22 protein-coding genes and 1 riboswitch are annotated in these 20,322 nt (G+C 57.3%); of the genes, 16 read left to right on the top strand and 6 right to left on the bottom strand.

All coding sequences use genetic code 11. The features are described from left to right. The first annotated feature begins 48 nt into the window (after nucleotides 1-48). Nucleotides 49-249: riboswitch (cobalamin riboswitch) on the top strand. Nucleotides 250-345: 96 nt separating this feature from the next. The 12 genes from ACFOWX_RS09505 (at nucleotide 346) to mmsB (ending at nucleotide 12,963) form a co-directional block, all read left to right on the top strand. Then, nucleotides 346-2,286, top strand: coding sequence for a TonB-dependent receptor plug domain-containing protein (locus ACFOWX_RS09505; protein ID WP_381423509.1), 1,941 nt, complete (start codon nucleotides 346-348; stop codon nucleotides 2,284-2,286). After that, nucleotides 2,286-3,080 carry an ABC transporter substrate-binding protein gene (locus ACFOWX_RS09500; protein WP_381423507.1) on the top strand — a complete coding sequence of 265 codons (795 nt, stop codon included), beginning with the start codon at nucleotides 2,286-2,288 and terminating at the stop codon, nucleotides 3,078-3,080. Before ACFOWX_RS09505 ends, ACFOWX_RS09500 begins: the two co-directional genes overlap by 1 nt. Next, nucleotides 3,077-4,057, top strand: a complete 981-nt coding sequence (locus ACFOWX_RS09495) for a FecCD family ABC transporter permease (protein WP_381423505.1) — start codon at nucleotides 3,077-3,079, stop codon at nucleotides 4,055-4,057. Before ACFOWX_RS09500 ends, ACFOWX_RS09495 begins: the two co-directional genes overlap by 4 nt. After that, nucleotides 4,050-4,808, top strand: a complete 759-nt coding sequence (locus ACFOWX_RS09490; protein ID WP_381423504.1) for an ABC transporter ATP-binding protein — start codon at nucleotides 4,050-4,052, stop codon at nucleotides 4,806-4,808. Before ACFOWX_RS09495 ends, ACFOWX_RS09490 begins: the two co-directional genes overlap by 8 nt. Nucleotides 4,809-4,911: 103 nt before the next feature. After that, nucleotides 4,912-6,405, top strand: coding sequence for a CoA-acylating methylmalonate-semialdehyde dehydrogenase (locus ACFOWX_RS09485; RefSeq protein ID WP_381423502.1), 1,494 nt, complete (start codon nucleotides 4,912-4,914; stop codon nucleotides 6,403-6,405). A gap of 253 nt (nucleotides 6,406-6,658) precedes the next feature. Then, the gene (locus ACFOWX_RS09480) at nucleotides 6,659-7,684 is read left to right on the top strand and encodes a polysaccharide deacetylase family protein (RefSeq protein WP_381424993.1); all 1,026 of its coding nucleotides are present in this window, start codon (nucleotides 6,659-6,661) and stop codon (nucleotides 7,682-7,684) included. A gap of 38 nt (nucleotides 7,685-7,722) precedes the next feature. Then, nucleotides 7,723-8,694: a polysaccharide deacetylase family protein gene (locus ACFOWX_RS09475; RefSeq protein ID WP_381423501.1), complete on the top strand. Its 972-nt coding sequence runs from the start codon at nucleotides 7,723-7,725 to the stop codon at nucleotides 8,692-8,694. Continuing rightward, nucleotides 8,691-9,053 (top strand): hypothetical protein, encoded by a 363-nt coding sequence (locus tag ACFOWX_RS09470; protein ID WP_381423499.1) that lies wholly within the window; start codon nucleotides 8,691-8,693, stop codon nucleotides 9,051-9,053. Before ACFOWX_RS09475 ends, ACFOWX_RS09470 begins: the two co-directional genes overlap by 4 nt. Then, nucleotides 9,050-10,195 carry an acyl-CoA dehydrogenase family protein gene (locus tag ACFOWX_RS09465; protein WP_381423497.1) on the top strand — a complete coding sequence of 382 codons (1,146 nt, stop codon included), beginning with the start codon at nucleotides 9,050-9,052 and terminating at the stop codon, nucleotides 10,193-10,195. The genes ACFOWX_RS09470 and ACFOWX_RS09465 overlap by 4 nt, the downstream gene beginning before the upstream one ends. A gap of 5 nt (nucleotides 10,196-10,200) precedes the next feature. Beyond that, complete coding sequence (locus ACFOWX_RS09460; RefSeq protein ID WP_381423496.1) at nucleotides 10,201-11,244, top strand: enoyl-CoA hydratase/isomerase family protein; 1,044 nt, start codon at nucleotides 10,201-10,203, stop codon at nucleotides 11,242-11,244. A 15-nt stretch (nucleotides 11,245-11,259) separates the two neighbouring features. Beyond that, nucleotides 11,260-12,045 carry an enoyl-CoA hydratase-related protein gene (locus ACFOWX_RS09455; RefSeq protein ID WP_381423494.1) on the top strand — a complete coding sequence of 262 codons (786 nt, stop codon included), beginning with the start codon at nucleotides 11,260-11,262 and terminating at the stop codon, nucleotides 12,043-12,045. A 45-nt stretch (nucleotides 12,046-12,090) separates the two neighbouring features. After that, nucleotides 12,091-12,963, top strand: coding sequence for a 3-hydroxyisobutyrate dehydrogenase (gene mmsB / locus ACFOWX_RS09450; protein WP_381423492.1), 873 nt, complete (start codon nucleotides 12,091-12,093; stop codon nucleotides 12,961-12,963). Between the two features lie 48 nt (nucleotides 12,964-13,011). Here mmsB and ACFOWX_RS09445 read toward each other — a convergent pair whose 3' ends face one another. Then, nucleotides 13,012-13,410 (bottom strand): hypothetical protein, encoded by a 399-nt coding sequence (locus tag ACFOWX_RS09445; RefSeq protein WP_381423491.1) that lies wholly within the window; start codon nucleotides 13,408-13,410, stop codon nucleotides 13,012-13,014. 11 nt (nucleotides 13,411-13,421) lie between these two features. Continuing rightward, nucleotides 13,422-14,141 (bottom strand): endonuclease III, encoded by a 720-nt coding sequence (gene nth / locus ACFOWX_RS09440; RefSeq protein WP_381423489.1) that lies wholly within the window; start codon nucleotides 14,139-14,141, stop codon nucleotides 13,422-13,424. Nucleotides 14,142-14,187: 46 nt separating this feature from the next. Here nth and ACFOWX_RS09435 point away from each other — a divergent pair, with 46 nt between their 5' ends. Together ACFOWX_RS09435 and ACFOWX_RS09430 are read left to right on the top strand one after the other, a co-directional pair. Then, nucleotides 14,188-14,373: a hypothetical protein gene (locus tag ACFOWX_RS09435; protein WP_381423487.1), complete on the top strand. Its 186-nt coding sequence runs from the start codon at nucleotides 14,188-14,190 to the stop codon at nucleotides 14,371-14,373. Continuing rightward, a complete protein-coding gene (locus tag ACFOWX_RS09430; RefSeq protein WP_381423485.1) occupies nucleotides 14,345-15,940 on the top strand; it encodes a DNA methyltransferase in 1,596 nt (531 codons plus the stop codon). The genes ACFOWX_RS09435 and ACFOWX_RS09430 overlap by 29 nt, the downstream gene beginning before the upstream one ends. Nucleotides 15,941-15,953: 13 nt before the next feature. Here ACFOWX_RS09430 and ACFOWX_RS09425 read toward each other — a convergent pair whose 3' ends face one another. Further along, nucleotides 15,954-16,631, bottom strand: coding sequence for a crotonase/enoyl-CoA hydratase family protein (locus ACFOWX_RS09425; RefSeq protein WP_381423484.1), 678 nt, complete (start codon nucleotides 16,629-16,631; stop codon nucleotides 15,954-15,956). A gap of 137 nt (nucleotides 16,632-16,768) precedes the next feature. Then, nucleotides 16,769-17,497 (bottom strand): 4-hydroxy-tetrahydrodipicolinate reductase, encoded by a 729-nt coding sequence (gene dapB / locus ACFOWX_RS09420; protein ID WP_381423482.1) that lies wholly within the window; start codon nucleotides 17,495-17,497, stop codon nucleotides 16,769-16,771. Nucleotides 17,498-17,533: 36 nt separating this feature from the next. On the opposite strand from dapB, the gene ACFOWX_RS09415 reads away from it, so the two are divergent. Beyond that, nucleotides 17,534-18,247 carry an NAD-dependent deacylase gene (locus ACFOWX_RS09415; RefSeq protein ID WP_381423480.1) on the top strand — a complete coding sequence of 238 codons (714 nt, stop codon included), beginning with the start codon at nucleotides 17,534-17,536 and terminating at the stop codon, nucleotides 18,245-18,247. An 18-nt stretch (nucleotides 18,248-18,265) separates the two neighbouring features. Continuing rightward, the gene (locus ACFOWX_RS09410) at nucleotides 18,266-19,132 is read left to right on the top strand and encodes a hypothetical protein (RefSeq protein ID WP_381423478.1); all 867 of its coding nucleotides are present in this window, start codon (nucleotides 18,266-18,268) and stop codon (nucleotides 19,130-19,132) included. Here the strand turns inward: ACFOWX_RS09410 and ACFOWX_RS09405 are convergent. Together ACFOWX_RS09405 and dut are read right to left on the bottom strand one after the other, a co-directional pair. Further along, nucleotides 19,129-19,881 (bottom strand): HesA/MoeB/ThiF family protein, encoded by a 753-nt coding sequence (locus ACFOWX_RS09405; protein WP_381423476.1) that lies wholly within the window; start codon nucleotides 19,879-19,881, stop codon nucleotides 19,129-19,131. The genes ACFOWX_RS09410 and ACFOWX_RS09405 overlap by 4 nt on opposite strands. Next, nucleotides 19,878-20,321 carry a dUTP diphosphatase gene (dut, locus tag ACFOWX_RS09400; protein WP_381424991.1) on the bottom strand — a complete coding sequence of 148 codons (444 nt, stop codon included), beginning with the start codon at nucleotides 20,319-20,321 and terminating at the stop codon, nucleotides 19,878-19,880. Before dut ends, ACFOWX_RS09405 begins: the two co-directional genes overlap by 4 nt. Nucleotide 20,322: the final 1 nt, after the last annotated feature.

Raw genomic sequence — 20,322 nt, 5'->3', positions numbered from 1 at the left:
GTCATCCTTGGCAATTTCAGCGGTTGACCGTCCCCAGCTTCACGCCTAGGGGCAATGGCGATGTCCGGTCCTGTGTAACAACGGGATAATAGGGAAGCCGGTGCGTGCGGAAACGCGCAAATCCGGGACTGTCCTCGCAACTGTAATCGGCGAGCGATGGCTTTATCATGCCACTGGAGCAATCCGGGAAGGCGAAGCCAGAGCATTGACCCGAAAGTCAGGAGACCTGCCGGTGCATCGTCGTTCATCACGCGGTCGAGGGTTGCCGGGTGAGTGGAAGGCCGCAGCGATGCGCCCGCTCCTGTGACGACAAAAATCATGTCGTTACAAAAGGAGCAAGTTTGAATGTTGAAATCATTGTTGAAATGCGGCGCTGCCTGTGCGGTGCTGGGGGGCTATAGCTGTTCTGTCTGGGCGCAGGACAGCCAAAATACGGATCAAGTGTCAACCGACGGGGAATCGTTTGATCATGAAACGATCCTTCCGCCACGCCTTAGACCCATTATTGTTACCGCCAATGGCGCGCCATCCTATCCCGAACAGGTCGGCCAATCGATTACCGAGATAAATCTGCCCCTGATCGAACAGCGGCAGGCAGCAACCATCTCCGACCTGATTGACAGCACGCCGGGCGTGACCGTGTCGCGCAATGGCGGCATTGGAAAGACTACCGCCTTGCGTATTCGCGGCGCGGAGGGGGATCAAACGCTGACCCTGATCGACGGGGTGCGGGTGAATGATCCATCGTCGCCCGGCGGCGGATTTGACTTTGGCAATTTGTTGATTGGCAATATCGAACGGGTCGAAATTTTACGCGGTCCCAATAGCGTGCCATGGGGCAGCCAAGCGATTGGCGGCGTTGTTAACATCGTCACCTCCGCGCCGCAGGGGCTAAACGCGCGCGCCGAATATGGCAGCAATGACCGAAGCAGCGTGGCTGCCAATGCCGGTATTGAAAGCGGCATATTATCCGCATCATTGGGCGGCGGATATTTTCGCGACGATGCCATCTCCGCCTTTCGCGGCGGCACCGAAGCCGATGGATACCGCCAATATGCCGCCAATGGGAAAATTGGACTTAGGCTATCGGATGATATTGATGTCGATCTGCGCGGTTATTTTGCCGATAGCAAAACCGATATAGACGGTTTCCCGCCGCCACTGTTCAGCTTTGCCGATACGACCGATTTTTCCACCGCGCAGGAAATATTTGGCTATGCTGGCGTGAATTTCCGGTTATTTGACGGCGCGCTGAAAAACCGGGCGGCCTTCACCATTGCCGATATTAACCGCGATAATTTCAGCATAGCGGGACAGGCTGTGCCCGATTTTCTGGCGCGCGGGCGGACCGAGCGGTTTGAATATGTCGGCGATGCGCAATTGAGCGGCGCGCTGCGCAGCGTGTTTGGCATTGAGCATGAAAATTCGCGCTTCAACGATGGCTTCACTTTTGCCAAAACCAACGTATCGAGCGCCTTTGGCCAGATCATCGCCGATCCCAGCGATAGCGTGACGTTCACCGGCGGTGCGCGCTTTGACGATCACCGCGATTATGGCAGCCAAGTGACATTCAGCGCAAATGGGTCATGGCGTCCCTCATATGACACTGTTATCCGTGCGGCCTATGGCGAGGGGTTTAAGGCCCCGACCTTGTTCCAACTGCGCAGCGATTTTGGCAATGTGACGCTGAAACCCGAACAGTCGCGCAGTTATGAAGTCAGCATCGAACAAAAGCTGCTGGACGACCGGCTGACACTGGGCGCGGCGCTATTTTTGCGCAACAGCCGGGATCAGATCGACTTTGCCTCCTGCTTTGGTCAGACCACCGGGATATGCACAAACCGGCCCTTTGGCACCTATGACAATATCGACCGCACCCGCGCCAAGGGATTGGAGCTGCAAATGAATATCCGCCCGGCGGATAATGTCACCATTGATGCCAATTACAGCTATACCGATAGCGAAGATCGGACCAGCGGGCTCGCGCTGCTTCGGCGGCCAAAACATGACGCCAATATCAACGCCGATTGGCAACCCGTTGACGGCGTAAATCTAGGCGCGTCATTGCAAATGGTTGGCGATAGTTTTGATACGGATTTTCAAACATTCACGCGCACGCAGCTCGATGGCTATGCGTTAGTCGCGCTGCGGGCTTCTTATCAAGTGACCGGTGCTGTTACGCTATATGGGCGGGTCGATAATCTGGGCGATGAAAATTACGAAACGGTCAGCGGCTATGGCAATTATGGCCGCACCGCGCATATCGGCATCAGGGCCAATTTCTGATGCGGTGGGTCTGGCCCTTGTTTCTGGCTTTGGCCGGTTGCAGCGGCCAGACCGAGATTGCGCCGGGCGGCATTGTGTCGAACAACCCTTGCATCGACGCGGTGCTTTCCGAAATCGCCGCGCCCGGGCAGGTGGCGGCGGTCAGCATTTACAGCCATGATCCGGCGAGCGCGTCGGCGCCTGTCCAATGGGCGCGGCAATATCCGGCATTGGGAATCAGCGCGGAGGAAGTTATCGCGGCGCGGCCCCGCCTGCTGCTGACCGGCAATTTGGCGAGCAGCGGAACCAACGCGGCGCTTGCCAAAGCCGCCATAAGGCATGAAGCTTTCGGCGTTCCAGCCAATGTGCCGGAAAATTTGGAGCAGGTGAAAGCCGTGGGCAAGGCAATCGGCAGAATGCAAGCCGCAGAGCATCTGATGCAGCGCATCATGTCAGCCACCACGCCCGCGCCCGCGACAGGCCGCCGGGCGATTATCTGGCAAACGGGCGGCTTTGTTCCGGGCAAAGGCACGCTGCAGGATGAGCTTTTATCGCGGGCGGGCTTTACCAATGCCAGCGCTACCTATGGCCTTAGCCAATGGAGCCAGCTGCCGCTGGAGCCGCTTGTTCGCAATCCGCCCGATGTCATTTTTATGCCGGTGACAGGCGATGGCGAGGCGGGACGCGAACTTGCGATGCGGCGCAAATTACTGCGCTATTTTCCTGAAACAAAGATCGTCACTTTCCCCGACAGGCTGCTATTTTGCGGCGGGCCGACGATCATTGAAGCGATGAAGGTGATGCGCGCGGCATGAAACGTATTATCCTCCTGATCTTGCTTCTCGCGGCATTTATATTGTCCCTGTCGGCGGGCAAAATCTGGATATCGCCGGCCCATTGGTTTGCGGGCGGAGCAGATGGATGGATTATGGCGGAGCTGCGGCTGCCCCGCGCGATATTGGGCGCTGCCATCGGCGCAGTGCTTGGCCTTTCGGGCGCAGTCTTACAGGGGTGTTTGCGCAATCCATTGGCCGATCCCACGGTGGTCGGTGTCTCGTCGAGCGCCGCATTTGGCGGAGTCGCCGCGATATTTTTCGGATTGGCGGCCTGGCCCTATGGCATTTTTATCTGCGCGATGATCGGCGCGGGCGGCGCAGCGGCGCTGCTCGCGATCATGGCGGGGCGGGGATCGGGTCCGTTGGGTTTCCTGCTGGGCGGCATGGTCCTTTCGACACTGGCTGGGTCGTTGACTGCATTTTTGATCAGCATATCGGCCAACCCCTACGCCACGAGCGAGATCGTCAGTTGGCTGATGGGCGCGCTTACCGATCGGAGCATGGATGATGTCTGGCGCGCTACTCCTTTTATGCTGGTGGGCGCATTGCTGCTGCTGATCACAGGGCGCAGCCTCGACGCGCTGACATTGGGCGAAATGGGGGCGCGCAGCATTGGCGCGGATTTACACCGGCTGCGCTGGATGGTGATTGCGGGAGTCGCGTTCACCGTTGGCGCGGCGGTTGCGGTATCAGGAGTGGTGGGATTTGTCGGTTTAATCGTGCCCCATGTCATGCGCTATTGGTTTGGGGAGCGGCCATCGGCGATATTGCTGCCCAGCGCGGTGGGCGGAGCGATATTGACCATGACCGCTGATGCTCTGGTGCGGCTCGCCCCGGGCGCAGGAGAGATTAGGCTCGGGATTGTCATGGCGGTGCTGGGCACGCCCTTTTTCCTCGCCATTTTGCTGCGGCAACGCGCGGCGCATAGCATTGGGGGAGGCTTTCGCGATGTTTGAAGCCAGCGGCCTGACCGTCCGCGCAGGCGGGGCCATATTGCTGAATGATGTTTCCGTGCAATTACCGGCGGGCCAGATCAGCGTCATATTGGGACCCAATGGCGCGGGCAAATCGACGTTATTTGGATGCCTGTCGGGGCTGCTGACCCCTGACGAAGGCGCGGCTCTATGGGACGGGCAGAATGTGGCGGCGATGGACGCAAAATCGCGGGCGCAGCGCATTGGATTGCTGCCCCAAAGCGCCGCCATATATTGGGACATCAATGTCCGCGAACTGGTCGCTTTGGGCCGCTATCCTTTTTCAGGGGTCAGCAGCAAGCAAGAGGATGATGCCTGCATCGATGCCGCGATGGCGGCAACCGACTGCGCCCAATTTTCAGGTCGCCGCGTGCGCAGCCTATCGGGCGGGGAGCGGGCGCGGGTCTTGCTCGCCCGCGTGCTTGCAGGGCGGCCGCAATGGCTGCTCGCCGACGAACCATTGGCGGGGCTCGACCCGCGCTATCAAATGCAAATATTGCGGCAGATACGCAGCTTGGCCGCAACAGGGACGGGCGTTGCATTGGTGCTGCATGACCTAACCCAAGCGGCGCGGGTGGCGGATCATATTGTACTGCTGCATCAGGGGCGGGTGTTTGCCAACGGTTTGGCGCGCGATGTATTGACCGCCGCGAATATGAAAGCGGTCTATGATATTGCTTGCGCAATTTATGATGATGAAGCCGGACAAATAGCGATCATTCCGCGCGGCTGAGGGGCGCAGCGGGCAATAAAATTGCCTATCAATAATGATGGCGCAGCAGTGCTTGCAATCCGGCGACTTCCGGCCCATTTCAGTGGCAGAGGAGGAAGCAATTATGCGTCAGATTGATCATTTCATGGTGGGCGGAGCAGCGACATCAGCGCGGCATGGGGAGGTTTTTGACCCCAATAATGGCGTGGTGCAGGCACAGGTTGCGCTGGGCGATGCTGCGGTTCTCGATAGGGCCGTTGATGCCGCATTGGCGGCGCAGCCCGCTTGGGCGGCCACAAATCCGCAGCGCCGCGCGCGGGTGATGTTCCGGTTTAAGGAACTGGTCGAGGCGCATATGGACGAACTCGCGCACATGCTGTCGTCCGAACATGGCAAGGTGATTGCCGACAGCAAGGGCGACGTGCAACGCGGGCTAGAGGTCATCGAATTTTGCTGCGGTATCCCCCATGTGTTGAAGGGCGAATATACACAGGGTGCAGGGCCGGGCATTGATGTTTATTCGATGCGGCAGCCGATTGGCATTGGGGCAGGCATCACGCCGTTTAATTTTCCCGCGATGATCCCGATGTGGATGTTCGGCCCGGCGATTGCGACGGGCAATGCCTTTATCCTGAAACCATCTGAGCGCGATCCATCCGTTCCCGTGCGCCTTGTTGAGCTGATGCTGGAGGCGGGGCTTCCCGAAGGCATTTTGCAATGCGTGCATGGCGACAAGGAAATGGTCGATGCGATCCTTGATCATCCGGCGATCGGCGGGGTCAGCTTTGTCGGCTCATCCGACATTGCCCATTATGTATACCAACGCGGCGTCGCAGCAGGCAAGCGGGTGCAGGCGATGGGCGGCGCGAAAAATCACGGGATCGTCATGCCCGATGCCGATCTGGATCAGGTGGTGAATGACCTGTCCGGCGCGGCCTTCGGCTCGGCAGGTGAGCGCTGCATGGCGCTGCCCGTCGTGGTGCCGGTGGGCGAGGATACAGCGGATAGGCTGCGCGAAAAGCTGATCCCTGCGATCCATGCGCTGCGCGTGGGCATATCCACCGATGAAGAGGCGCATTATGGCCCGGTGGTCAATGCCGCGCATAAGGCGCGGGTCGAAGGCTGGATACAGAAGGGCGTCGATGAAGGCGCAGAGCTGGTCATCGATGGCCGGGGCTTTAGCCTGCAAGGGCATGAAGATGGCTATTTCATTGGTCCGTCGCTGTTCGACCGGGTCACGACCGACATGGAAAGCTATAAGGAAGAAATTTTCGGCCCCGTGCTGCAAATGGTGCGGGCGCAGAATTTCGAAGAGGCGCTGGCGCTGCCCAGCCAGCATCAATATGGCAACGGCGTGGCGATCTTCACAAGGAACGGCCATGCCGCGCGCGAATTTGCCGCGCGCGTCAATGTTGGCATGGTCGGCATCAATGTGCCGATTCCCGTGCCTGTTGCCTATCACAGCTTCGGCGGGTGGAAGCGCAGCGCCTTTGGTGACACCAATCAGCATGGCATGGAAGGCGTCAAATTCTGGACGAAGGTAAAGACGATAACACAGCGCTGGCCCGATGGCTCACCAGACGGCGGCAATGCCTTTGTTATCCCGACTATGGGGTGAGGGGCGCTGACAATATACTGTGTCATTCCCGCGCAGGCGGGAATCCAGCTCCTGTTCCTGCGTCCAAATAGCAACGGTCCGAAAAGACACTGACAGTTCCGGTGTTGGATTCCCGCCTGCGCGGGAATGACGAATGCAATTTGATACAATCGTCCCACCCTAGGCCGTGTTGAACGCCGCTCTGGCGGAATCGCCGAATATGTGAATAATCATGGGCTTCGCCATACCGGTGAGGGAGTGATTCTGCGTGCAAATGGTGCTTCGCAAAATATCCAGACTATCGTGGACGGATATCGTCGCATTTAACGTGGCGGCATTCGGCGCGCTGGCCGCATTCGTGTTTTTCCTGTCACAGCAAAGTCCCGCAGCCAGCATGGCACCGGCGAAGGAATCGGCGAAAGAATCGGCGCCGGGCGCCAGCCGCAAACGTATCGCGATCAGCTTTGATGATGCGCCGCGCGGCGCGGGCGCGTTTCTTGATATTCAAAAAAGGCCTGAAATGCTGATAAAAGCATTGAAGAAGGGCGGGATTACGCAGGCGGTATTTTTCGTCAATCCAGGGCGCGTTACACCGGCTGCGGCGGAGCAGGGCGAGCTTGTCAACTATGCCGCCCATGGTCATTTGCTGGCCAACCATACCGCCACGCATAAACCGCTGTCGCAAGTGTCTGCTGCGATATTTTTGGCCGATATAGATGCGGCGGAAAAATGGCTGAAACCCTTGCCAGGATACCGGCCATGGTTCCGTTTCCCGCGCCTCGACGAAGGACGCCGCGACAAGGCAAAGCGGGACGCAGTGCGCGCTGGATTGAAGGCGCGGGGCCTGCGCAACGGCTATGTCACCGCGGACGGGTGGGATTGGTATATGGAGGCACAAACGGTTCAGGCGAAAAAGGCTGGCCGCAAAATGAATATGACCGCGCTGCGCAAATTATATATCGAAACCCACGTTGCATCGGCGAATTTTTCCGACCGGTTGGCGCAGCGTTTGTTGAAGCGCCGTCCGGTGCAGATGCTGTTGCTGCACGAAACCGACTTGGCGGCGCTATATGTTGATGATCTTGCCGCCGCGCTGCGCGCCGATGGCTGGGAGATTGTGCCTGCTGATGCGGTTTATGCCGATCCGATGGCACAAATGACGCCTGATCCCGAATTTGCCGACGGAACGCTGCTCGAAATGCTGGCGTGGGAGCGGGGGTTGAGCGGCGGGCGCTGGTTTCCGCGAAATAACATCGAAAGTGCAAAGAAGCTATTTGCCAGCCGCGTTTTGGGCGAGTAGCCCACAGCGAGGATACATTAGGAGAGGAGCAGCGGCCAATGGACATTATCCGATGGGGCAAGCGTATTTCGTTATGGGCTATTCTATCAAGTCTGTTGGCGATTTCTCCGGCCTATGCTGATACTCAATCATCGGCGCGCCGTGTTGCGCTCAGCTTTGATGATATTCCGCGCGGTGAAGGTGCATTTATGACCATGGATGACCGCACCGATAAAATCATTGCTGCGCTGAAAGGCTCGGGGGCCGCGCAAGTCGTGTTTTTTCTAAACCCGTGCAAGTTGAGCGAAGCACAGGGAGCGGGCGGAGAGGCGCGGATTGCCGCATATGTGGCGGCAGGACATGTGATCGCCAATCATAGCTGCACCCATCCACAATTAAGCAATAGCGACACCGAAAGCTATTTGGCGGACATCGACAAGGCAGAGGCTTGGTTGAAAGGACGGCCAGGGTATCGGCCCTGGTTTCGTTTCCCCTATCTGGACGAGGGCGGCGCGGATAAGGTGAAGCGCGATGCCATTCGCAGCGGGCTGGCGCAGCGCGGCTTGACCAATGGATATGTCACAGCAGATGGATCCGACTGGAATTTGGAACAGCTCACCCTCGACGCCCGCGCAGCTGGCAAAGATATGGATATGAAAGCGCTGCGTAAATTATATGTCGCAAGTCAAATGAGCGCGCTCGATTATCATGACGAGTTGGCGCAATTGACCCTTGGCCGTTCGCCTGCGCATGTGCTGTTGCTGCATGAAACCGATCTGGCGGCATTATTTCTGCCTGATTTGATTGCAGAAATGAAGCGGCGCGGCTGGGCGATTATCAGCGCGGATGAAGCCTTTGCTGATCCTATCAATAAAGCGATGCCCGATGTGCCCTTTGCCGCTGGCACTTTGACCGGATCAATGGCATGGGAAAGGGATATCGCCCCGCCTTTGTCGCCGCTTTGGATGACTGTGGGGGTTCAAAAATATCTTTTTGAAAAACAAGTTTTGAAGGACGCTGTCACCCAATGATTAAATATCCCGCCCTGATGATGATAGTGCTGACGGCCTGCAGCGTGAACGCTGAGCAGCCGGTCGCCGTGCCGCATTGTGGCAGTGCATTTTCGATTGATTTACGCCCGGGCGAGAAATTATTGAGTTATGACGACAGGCCCTATGGTTTTCAGGTCTACAGCTTCGAAACGGGTTCAAAAGCCCTGAGCATTTATGAAGGGAATGAGCCACGGGGGGACGGAAAGGTTGTTGAAACCGGCCTAAAAAATCCATCCAAGATCACATTGTTCGGCGACCTTGACCTTGCCGACCGTGTAAAGATCATGACAAAATTACCCGAAAATTGTGCGGGCGCAACGCCGGAAAGAGATCAATGACCAACCAATTTGCCCTGACCGAAGATCAGCTTGCCATTCAGGAAATGGCGCAGCGTTTTACCGCCGATGCGATCACGCCCTTCGCCGCCGAATGGGACGAGAAAAAACATTTCCCCATCGATGTCATCAAACGTAGCGCGGAGCTCGGCTTTGGCGGAATATATGTCAGCGAGGAAGGCGGCGGTATTGGGCTGGGCCGATTGGAGGCAGCGATTATCATGGAGGCGATGGCTTATGGCTGTCCCGCAACATCCGCCTTTATTTCCATCCATAATATGGCGGCATGGATGATCGACAGCTTTGGCTCGGATGATTTGAAGTCACGCTATTTGCCCAGCCTTATCAGCATGGAAAGAATCGCCAGCTATTGCCTCACCGAACCGGGCAGCGGCAGCGACGCCGCCGCGCTTAAAACCAGCGCCAAGCTGGACGGTGACCATTATATCGTAAGCGGTAGCAAACAGTTTATTTCGGGCGCGGGCGTGAATGACGTCTATGTCGTCATGGTCCGCACCAGCGAAGATGGCCCGCGCGGCATCACCTGCCTTGTGGTGGACAAGGATATGGAGGGGCTCAGCTTCGGTGCGCCGGAGAAAAAACTGGGCTGGAACGCATCGCCAACGGCGCAGGTCCATTTTGACAATGTCCGCGTGCCCGTGGCAAACCGCGTGGGCAGCGAAGGTGAAGGTTTCCGCTTTGCCATGGCGGGGCTGGATGGCGGGCGGCTGAATATCGGCGCGTGTAGCCTTGGCGGGGCGCAGCGCTGCCTCGATGAAGCGATTGCCTATACCAAGGAGCGGCAGCAATTTGGCCAAGCCATTGCCGATTTCCAAAATACGCAGTTTATGCTGGCGGACATGGCCACCGATTTGGAAGCCGCCCGTGCGCTGCTCTATATGGCGGCGTGTAAGGTGACCGATAACGCACCCGATAAATCTCGATTTTCCGCCATGGCCAAACGGTTATCCACCGACAGCGGCAGCGAGGTGGTGAATAAAGCGCTGCAGCTATTTGGCGGCTATGGCTATTTGCAGGATTATCCGATCGAACGGTTCTGGCGCGACCTGCGGGTGCATTCGATCTTGGAGGGCACCAATCAAGTGATGCGGATGATTGTCGGCCGTGATTTGTTGCGGCAGTGACCGATATGACCAGCGATATATTGACCAAAATAGACGGCCGCATTGGCCATATCAGCCTGAACCGGCCGGCGGCTATCCATGCGCTGGACCTCTCCATGTGCCGCGAGATGATTGCCGCGTTGCAAGGCTGGGCCAGTGACGATGCGGTCGATGCGATTATTATCGACCATGCCGAAGGACGCGGCTTTTGCGCGGGCGGTGATATTCGGATGCTGGCCGAAAGCGGAGCGAAGGACGGTACGGAAGCACGGCAGTTTTTCTTCACCGAATATCAACTGAACCATTTATTGTTTGAATATCCCAAACCGGTTGCTGCTTTCATGGACGGGATCACCATGGGCGGCGGCGTGGGCATATCGCAGCCAGCTGCGTTCCGAATTGCCACCGAAAATACCCGCTTTGCCATGCCCGAAACCGGCATTGGCCTGTTCCCCGATGTGGGCGGCGGATGGTATCTGCCCCGGCTGGAGGGCAGGGTTGGGCAATATCTGGCGCTGACCGGTGCGCGGCTCGACGGCGCGGAATGCCTTGCCCTTGGCCTTGCCACCCATTATCTTCCGTCGTCCAATCTCGATGAAGCAAAAGAACGTATTGCCAAAGGGCCCGGGCGCATTTCGGGGATCTTAGGCGACCTTTCCAGCTCGGCCCCGCTGGCCAATATCACCGACCATATTGACAAAATCAACCGCCATTTTGCCAGCGATGATTATGAGGACATATTGGCGTCGCTGGAATCGGATGATGGCGAATGGGCGGCGGCAACCCGCGACACGCTGGGAACCAAAAGCCCGCAAACCTGTAAAGTGGCGCTGCGCCAATTGAAAGAAGGTGCCGCGATGGCGAGCTTTGCCGAGCAGATGAAGCAGGAATATGCCATCGGCTATCATGTGGTGGTGAAGCATGATTTTATCGAAGGTGTCCGTGCGCTGATTATCGACAAGGATAATGCACCGCAATGGAATCCGGCCACACCCGCCGACATGACGGACGCTATGCTGGATGAAATTTTTGCGCCCCTGCCAAAATCAGAAGAATGGCATCCGCTGTGATCCAAGGAGAGAATAATGCCGCAATATGAAACCATATTGACCGAACAAAATGGCGCAGTGACCGTCATCACCCTCAACCGTCCGCAATCGCTGAATGCTCTGTCGAGCGTGGTGCTGGAAGAGTTGATTTCGGCCTTTGCCGCTTATCAAGCCGACGACAGCCAATTATGCGCGGTTCTGACCGGCAGCGGGGAAAAAGCTTTTGCGGCGGGCGCGGATATTAAAGAAATGGCGGACAAGCCCGCAGCAGATTTTTACAATCAGGATTTCTTCTCGCGCTGGACCAGCCATTTGGTGAAAGCGACGCGCAAGCCATGGATTGCGGCGGTCAACGGCTTTGCGCTGGGCGGCGGCTGCGAACTTGCGATGATGGCCGATTTTATCATTGCATCGGAAAATGCCAAATTTGGTCAGCCGGAAATTAAGCTGGGCGTTGCGCCGGGTATGGGCGGATCACAGCGCCTGACCCGCGCCATTGGCAAATCAAAAGCGATGGAAATGTGTCTGACAGGCCGGATGATGGACGCCGCCGAGGCGGAGCGTAGCGGGCTGGTTGCGCGGACCGTGCCGCTGGCGGATTTGATGGCAGAGGCGATGAAAACCGCCGAAACCATCGCCGCCATGCCGCCGATGGCCGCGATGGTGAATAAGGAAATGGTCAATGCCGCTTATGAAATGACGCTGGATCAGGGCCTGCTCCACGAACGGCGCTTGTTCCAAATACTCACCGCGACCGAGGACAAGGCCGAGGGCATGGCCGCCTTTATCGAAAAACGCGACGGCAAATGGAAAGGGCGGTAACATCCCGCCGCTCCCCGATAGATGAGAGACTTGGAGGAGAGTAGCATGAAAATAGCCTTTATCGGCCTGGGCAATATGGGCGGCGGAATGGCGGCCAATCTCGTGAAGGCGGGGCATGATGTGCACGCGTTTGACCTGTCGGCCGATGCGCTGACGCGGGCCACGGACAACGGCTGCACCGCGTTTACAGAAGCCAAAGCGGCGGTTGCGGGCGTCGATGCTGTTGTCGCTATGCTGCCCAATGGGAAAATCGTGGACAGTGTGTTCGGCGCAGATGTCATCGGCCATGCGCCGGCAGGTTCGCTTTTGCTCGATTGCTCCACCATCGATGTGGACACCGCACGGGCCGTGACAGCAGCAGCCGAAGCCGCAGGCTATGATATGGTCGACGCGCCGGTATCCGGCGGGATCGCGGCGGCCAATGGCGGCACGCTGACCTTCATGGTAGGCGGTAGCGATGCGGCATTTGCCCGCGCAGAAGCGATTTTGTCCGCGATGGGTAAAGCGGTCATCCATGCCGGTGCATCGGGCGCGGGGCAGGCGGCGAAAATCTGCAACAATATGCTGCTGGGCGCGTCGATGATCGCCACCGCTGAAACCTTCAAACTGGCCGAGAAATTGGGTCTGGACCTGCAAACCTTCTACGATATTTCATCCAAGGCGTCGGGGCAGAATTGGTCCATGACCAGCTATTGCCCCGTGCCCGGCGTTGGACCCCAAAGCCCGGCGGACAACGGCTACACTGGCGGTTTTGCGGCCGCATTGATGCTGAAAGATTTGAAGCTGGCGATGGAGGCCGCTGCATCTGCGGGCGCCGATGTGCCGATGGGTCAGCGCGCGGCGGAGCTGTATGACGCGTTTGCCGCCGCCGGATCTGGCGGGCTGGATTTCTCCGCCATTATCCGTACGCTGGATTGACATATGGCACGGCGGGCAGGCCGCTCGGCGTCCGCGTCAATACCGCGTTTAACCGTCCGCCCTTGCCTTTTCTATTTGCTGAAATTTCCCAAGCCCGCATGCTTCGCCTTGCTCAATTCGTCCGCCGAAATTTTGGAGCACGCGGATGATGTCGATATTGCATAGCTGCCCGGTGGATACGCGGTAGGAAAATGCCTCCTCAAACCGCAAAGATGAGCAGCTGTTCGGCAAGATATTGCGATAGATTTTGCCATTGGTCATTTTGAAATCAATGGTATTTTTATCGACCACATCGGTTGACCGGATTTGCCGGATATTTAGGCAATTTTGGGGTTTGCCAACGGTCTTTATTTCGGTATCGGCGGGTGCATCGGGGGCAGCAATCGCGGCGGCCATACCACCGCCGGCCATCGCGGCGGTTAAGATCAGTAATAATGGTTTTTTCATAACGCTCTCCATTAACGCCCCACCTTTGCCTTAGCACGCTTTGCCTTAACCCGTGATGACTTTTTTGCTTTTGCTGCCTTCGCCTCTGCGCTCGCCGGATCGAGCGTTTTCGGCTTGAAGCGGCAGAGATCAGCGACCGGACAGCGCCAGCATTCGGGCGTCCGCGCCTTGCAGACATAGCGGCCATGCAGGATCAGCCAATGATGCGCGCCTACCCGAAACGGATGCGGCGTTTTTTTGTCGAGCGCCCGTTCCACCGCATCAACATTTTTGCCGGGCGCAAGGCCGGTGCGGTTACCGACACGGAAAATATGCGTATCGACCGCAAAAGTCTCCGCGCCAAAGGCACAATTCATAACGACATTCGCCGTTTTGCGGCCCACGCCCGGCAGCGTGGTCAGCGCGTCGCGGTCGGCGGGAACCTCCCCGCCATAATCGCGGACCAAAATTTCGGACAGCGCGATCACATTCTTCGCTTTGTTATTATACAGCCCGATCGTTTTGATATGCGATTTCAGCCCATTAAGGCCCAGCGCGACCATTTCGCCGGGGGTCTTCACTTGCTCAAACAGCGCCTTGGTCGCTTTATTCACGCCAACATCGGTTGATTGCGCGCTACAGGTGACCGCAACGAGTAGCTGAAACACATTGCCATAAGCAAGCTCAGTTTCCGGCGCCGGATTGGCTTCCGCGAGCCGCCGGTAAAATTCGAATATGTCGTCTTTTTTCAATGCTTGTTATCCCATGATGACGGGTGTTTTATATCACGGATAACCAATGCCTCAGCTACCGGGAATTTACCATGCCCTTATCGCCTCATTCATTGCTGCCGAAGTGCAAGAGCGAAACGAGCTGGAGGGGAATGACGCAATTGACGGTTATCGCTTGCGCCGCGCGGTGAGAGGCGGCAAGAAAGGGCCAAGGAAGGCGGGCGATGACCAACATATTATATTATGGCGATAATCTACATGTGCTGCGTGAGCATGTGAGGGATGAAAGTGTCGATCTGATCTATCTTGACCCGCCGTTCAATTCGAACGCCAATTACAATATTTTGTTCAAAAGCCCGGAGGGGCAGGATAGCGATGCGCAGATAGAGGCGTTTGAGGATACCTGGCATTGGAATGATACCGCAGAGAGCGCCTTTGACGAGGTGATGAAGAGCGGGAATAACGACGCCTTCACGCTCCTTCGGGCGATGCGGGAATTTCTGGGCGATAATGACATGATGGCCTATCTCGCCATGATGGCGGTGCGGCTGATCGAATTGCACCGCGTGCTAAAGCCCACCGGCTCGCTCTATCTCCACTGCGACCCGACCGCGAGCCATTATTTGAAGCTGTTGCTGGATGGGGTGTTTGGGGCGGATAGGTTCGAAAATGAAATAGTCTGGAACAGGACAAACGCAAAGAGCCACGCGCACACCCGTTTCCCTTCCTCTCACGATGTCCTTTTACATTATCGTCAGTCCGATAATGCTACATGGAACCCGCAATATGCCCCTCATTCTGAGAGCTACATCAAGAGCCACTATTCTAATATCGAAGAGGGAACAGGAAGACGCTACACGCTTGGCGATCTCCTAAATCCAAATACCAATAGACCTAATCTGACCTATGAGTTTCTGGGAATGACCAAGGTTTGGCGCTGGACAAAAGAACGAATGCAAAAAGCATACGAGGACGGTCTTGTAGTCCAAAGCGCGCCGGGGAAAGTCCCTCGATACAAGCGTTATCTCGATGAAATGAAGGGCACACCATTCACCGACGTTTGGACGGACATCCCGCCGCTCAACTCTCAAGCCCAAGAACGCCTCGGCTACCCCACGCAAAAACCGCTTGCGCTGCTCGAGCGTATTATCGCTGCGTCGTCCAATGAAGGCGATGTGGTGCTCGATCCCTTCTGCGGCTGCGGCACCGCCGTTCATGCCGCGCAGAAACTGGGGCGGCAATGGCTGGGGATCGATGTGACGCATCTGGCCATCGGCCTGATTGAAAAACGCATGAGCGAGGCCTTCCCCGACATCAGCTTTCATGTCGAGGGGCGTCCGCAGGATCTGCAATCCGCGATGGACCTTGCCGCGCGTGATAAGCATCAGTTTGAGCTGTGGGCGCTATCGGTGGTCGAAGCCGTGCCATGGAAAGGCGGGCGCAAGGGCGCAGATGGCGGGATCGACGGAATCATCTGGTTCAAACCCGATGGCAAGAAAACCGAGAAAGCGATTGTCGAGGTGAAGGGCGGCGGCACCGGCGTGAAAGACATTGGCCGCCTTGCCCAAGTGATGCAGCGCGAAGGCGCACCGCTCGGCGTTTTTATCACCGCCCAAGCCCCGACCCGCGCAATGGAGCGCGATGCGGCGGCGGTTGGCGTGTGGGACAATGAGCTGACGGGCCGCAAACATCCGCGCTTGCAAATCCTGACGCTCGCGGAATTGTTTCAGAATAAGCGGCCCGATATTCCGTGGGTCGATGCCAGCGCGGCGAAAAAAGCGAAACGGGAGGATACCGGCAAACAGGGCAAGCTGTTATAGCTCGCTTTTCGCCCTACCCATGATGCTTGCCAATGCTCGCCTTGATCGCGGCCAAGGTTTCTTTGCGCATCGCGCGTTTGTTGTAGGCGTAGGCGCTGCCGGGAAGCTGGCTTAGCTGGCCTGCGATGCCGGTTGCCGTATCGACGACCTTATCCGCATCGGTCAGCATATCGAGATAGCCTGCCTCAACCGCGCCCTTGGGATCATAGATGAACGCTTGCACCATCGCGCGGGTATAATGGACGGGATTGAGCCGGGCCTTGGCCAGTTCAATCGCGAATATCGGCAGGTTCATCCCGGTGATCGTTTCATTTGCGCCCAGCTTAAATTCGCCCGCCGCGCCGATCCGCGTATCGCAGGCGTGCAGGATGAACGTGCCCATTGCAATCGCATGGCCCGTGCAGGCGGCGACAACGGGCAGCGGCCCGCCATATAGCCGCAGCAGAAACTCCGCCCCAGCATCGAGCAGCTTATACACGCCCTCTGGTCCCAGTGACGCAAAGGCATTCAGGTCAAATCCGCCCGAAAAACGGTTTTCGCGGCCCGCAAGGACGATGGCCTTGGCATCGGCCTCTGCCTTATCCACCGCTTCGTTGAGCGCGGCGAGCATATCGAAATTGATCGCGTTGGCCTTGCCATCATCCATCGTGATCAGGGCGATGTTATTTTGAATGTCGATGGTGGCGGTCATTTCGGCTTCCTCTTCCTGTGTCCATATAAGCCGCAGTAAAGGCCGCTTTGCGGTGGGCCGTCAAGCGGGAATTGGGCCGTCATCATCCCGCATCGCGCCGAACGCCGCACGCCGTAGCGGCAGGGCATTGTCATTTTTTACAGCCCCAAAACGCCTTTCATATCATAGCGGCCTTTATCCTGATGCAGCAGCCAAATCGCTGCCTTTACCGCACCATTGGCGAAAATACTGCGGTCCTGCGCATGATGCGCGAGCGTCATGGTTTCGCCTTCGCCCGCGAATAGCACGCTATGATCGCCGGCGATGCTGCCACCGCGCAAAGATGCAAAGCCGATGGCCCCTTCGGCCCGCGCGCCGGTAATCCCGTCCCGGCCGCGCTCGCTATGGCTGGCAAGGTCGATATTGCGTCCCTTTGCCGCCGCAGCGCCGAGCAGGAGCGCAGTGCCCGACGGCGCGTCAACCTTGTGCCGGTGGTGGCTTTCGGCAATTTCTATATCCCAATCGGGCCCAAGCCGCCGCGCCGCCTCTTCAACCAGAAAGCTGAGCATATTGACGCCCAGCGAGGTGTTGCCAGTTTGCAGCACGGCGATGTCGGCGGCGGCATCATCGATCAGCCAATGATGCCGCTCCTCCAATCCCGTGGTGCCAATGACAATCGGCTTACCCGCCGTAACGCAGGCATCCAGCGTAGCCTCCAAAGCGGCGGGCGCAGAAAAGTCAACCAGCACATCCGATTTCGCGATGAGCGGGCGGACATCATCGCCCTTATCCGCGCCGCCCGAAAGTTCGCATCCGGCCTGCATCACGGCCTCTGCCAATGCCGCGCCCATGCGGCCCTTGCTCCCGATAATTCCTATTTTGGTCATCTTGTCTGCCTTGTTGTTTCGTGCTTCATGCGTCAGATGGAAAATATTCGCAACATAGTCATCCTAACAGGCGCAGGAATTAGCGCGGAAAGCGGCATCGATACATTTCGCAGCGAGGGCGGATTGTGGGAAAAACACCGGATAGAGGATGTCGCCACGCCGGAAGCCTTCGTTCGCGACCCTGACCTTGTCCTGCGCTTTTACGATATGCGGCGCGAGGCGATCCAGAAGGCACAGCCCAACGCCGCGCATTTTGCGCTCGGCCGGTTGGAACGCGAATGGCACGAACACGGCCGGGGCACGGTGACGATTGTGACGCAAAATGTCGACGACTTGCACGAACGCGGCGGTGCGGCCAACCTGATCCATATGCATGGCACGCATTTAACCGCATGGTGCCTCGCCTGTGACGGACGGCCCCAATGGAGGGAGCCGCTGATCCACCGCCCCGCCTGTCCGCTCTGCGATAGCGCAGGGACATTGCGCCCGGATATCGTATGGTTCGGCGAAATGCCTTACCGGCTGGACGAAATAGATTTCGCCCTGCGCCGCTCCGACCTGTTTGTCAGCATCGGCACATCGGGCGCGGTGTATCCTGCGGGAGGTTATGTGCGGCGGGCGCGGGCAGACGGCATCCGCACGCTGGAACTCAACCTGGAACCCAGCAAAGGCAGCAATTGGTTTGACGAAGCCAGATACGGCCCGGCGACCGAGGTTGTGACGCAATGGGTGGAGGAGATTTTGGGGTAGATATTCACCTTTGTTTAAGTGAAACGGAATAACCCACATCTCGGAGAAGGGGGCCTTATGCGATTATTTTCAATCATCATTTCAGTAATTTTTTCAGGGTTTTTGCTGACGCCCGGTGGCCACGCGACGGAATTCGTTTCTGAACCGAACATTGGCGCAGAACAGACGCAGCCCCAATCTATCGATATACCGAGCCAGCGGCGACAAAATATCCGCATAAGCGTTGAAAAATCACAGATTGCCACCGTCATTGAAAAACACCGGCTTGCTTGCACTAGATTGGGCGCGAACATCTGCCGGATTGAGGAGGTCAGTTTTCCTAACGCGAATGTTTACCGCCCTACCGGAATGTTGAAATTACGTTTCGCCAATGGTCGGTCGGAACCTTTTGTGCAAAGCATAATATCATCAAGAAAATCCGGCATCGTCGATAGGCAAGACTCAGGTTATGGCGGACGGCAAGAGGTTAATGTGCCGCAATTGCTTCTGGAAAAAGAATTGTTGCTTGCCGAGCGGAAACAAATGGAAGCCAAAAAAGAAGGGATAGATGCCGAACTCGATTCTTTTTTGAAGCGGAAGCTAAATGACGTCGATAGGGAGTTGGAGCGTATTGAGGAGCAGTTGAAGGAAAAAGAACAAAAATTCGGCAGCGAAGAATTGGAAATCTCATATGATGAGATGCGAAATAACTCTTCTAACGGTTATGACAGGATGAGAGAGGAACTGTGGATCGTGCTGCTATATGGTTTTTTTGGTTCGCTCGGAATCGCGCTTATTACCGTTGTATATCTCGGCATACTGGCCTTCGCCTTTTTGGGGCTACGCAAATTGGCACAAAAATGGGGACTTATTAAAGGTAAGAAAGTGACGTTGCCACAATCCTAACCACAACTGCTGCATTCCGGGTCTTTCGGCAACGTAATCGTCCGCATCGCCGGTTTCAGGCCGTCGAAAATATGCAGCTTTCCGACCGCGTCATCGCCAAAGCCGGTGAGCGCGCGGATGGCCTCCATCGCGGCGAAGCTGCCCATGATACCGCACATCGCGCCCAAGACGCCCTGTGTCGCACAATCGTCGCAGTCATCGGGGTCATGCGCGTCGCCTACGAAACAGCGGTAGCAGGGCGCGTCATCCTGCCATCCGGTGAAGGTCGCTATCTGCCCGTGAAATTGCCCAATCGCGGCGCTGATTAACGGCACGCGCGCGGCAAGGCATAGGTCATTGACAATCAGCCGCGTGGCGAAATTATCGCTGCCATCGATGACCGCGTCCACGCCGCCGAGCAAGCTGACCGGCGTATCGGCGGTGATCCGCTGCGACATGGCATGAAAGGTGACGTCGGGGTTAAGCTGCTGGACAGCCATCTCGGCAATATGGACTTTGGGACTACCGATCGTGTTGGCGGTATACAGCACCTGCCGCTGTAGATTGGACAGGCTGACGGTATCGTCATCGATTACGGTGATGGTGCCGACCCCTGCAGCCGCCAGATATTGCAAGGCCGGACATCCAATGCCGCCCGCCCCGATCAAGAGGACGTGGCTGCTCAGCAGCTTTGCCTGACCCGCACCGCCAATATCGCGCAAAACGATATGGCGGGCATAGCGGTCCAATTGACGGTCGGTTAGCGTCACACCCCGGTCGAGCCAAATCCGCCGGTGCCGCGTGCGGTATCATTGAGGGAATCGACTTCAACCATTGCCGCCTGGATGACCGGCGTCACCACAATTTGTGCAATCCGGTCACCGGTTTTAACGGCGAAATCCTCTTCCCCCAAATTGGCAAGGATAACCTTAACTTCGCCGCGATAGTCGCTGTCGATTGTGCCGGGTGTGTTCAGCACGCTGATCCCATTTTTAAGCGCAAGTCCCGAACGCGGGCGCACTTGGACTTCAAATCCCGCAGGAATGGCAAAGGCAAAGCCTGTGGCAATAGCGGCGCGGCGCCCCGGACGCAGGGTCACATTTTCGGCGGCGCAAATATCCATGCCCGCTGCGCCCGCAGTTTCATAGGATGGCAGCGGCAGGTTGGCCCCATTATTCAGCCGTTTTACCTGAACGGTGACAGGCGCCATG

The sequence above is a fragment of the Sphingorhabdus arenilitoris genome (assembly GCF_042651485.1).
Taxonomy (GTDB): domain Bacteria; phylum Pseudomonadota; class Alphaproteobacteria; order Sphingomonadales; family Sphingomonadaceae; genus Sphingorhabdus_B; species Sphingorhabdus_B arenilitoris.
Note: the sequence above shows the minus strand (reverse complement) of the source record. Positions and strands in the feature narration are given on the sequence as shown.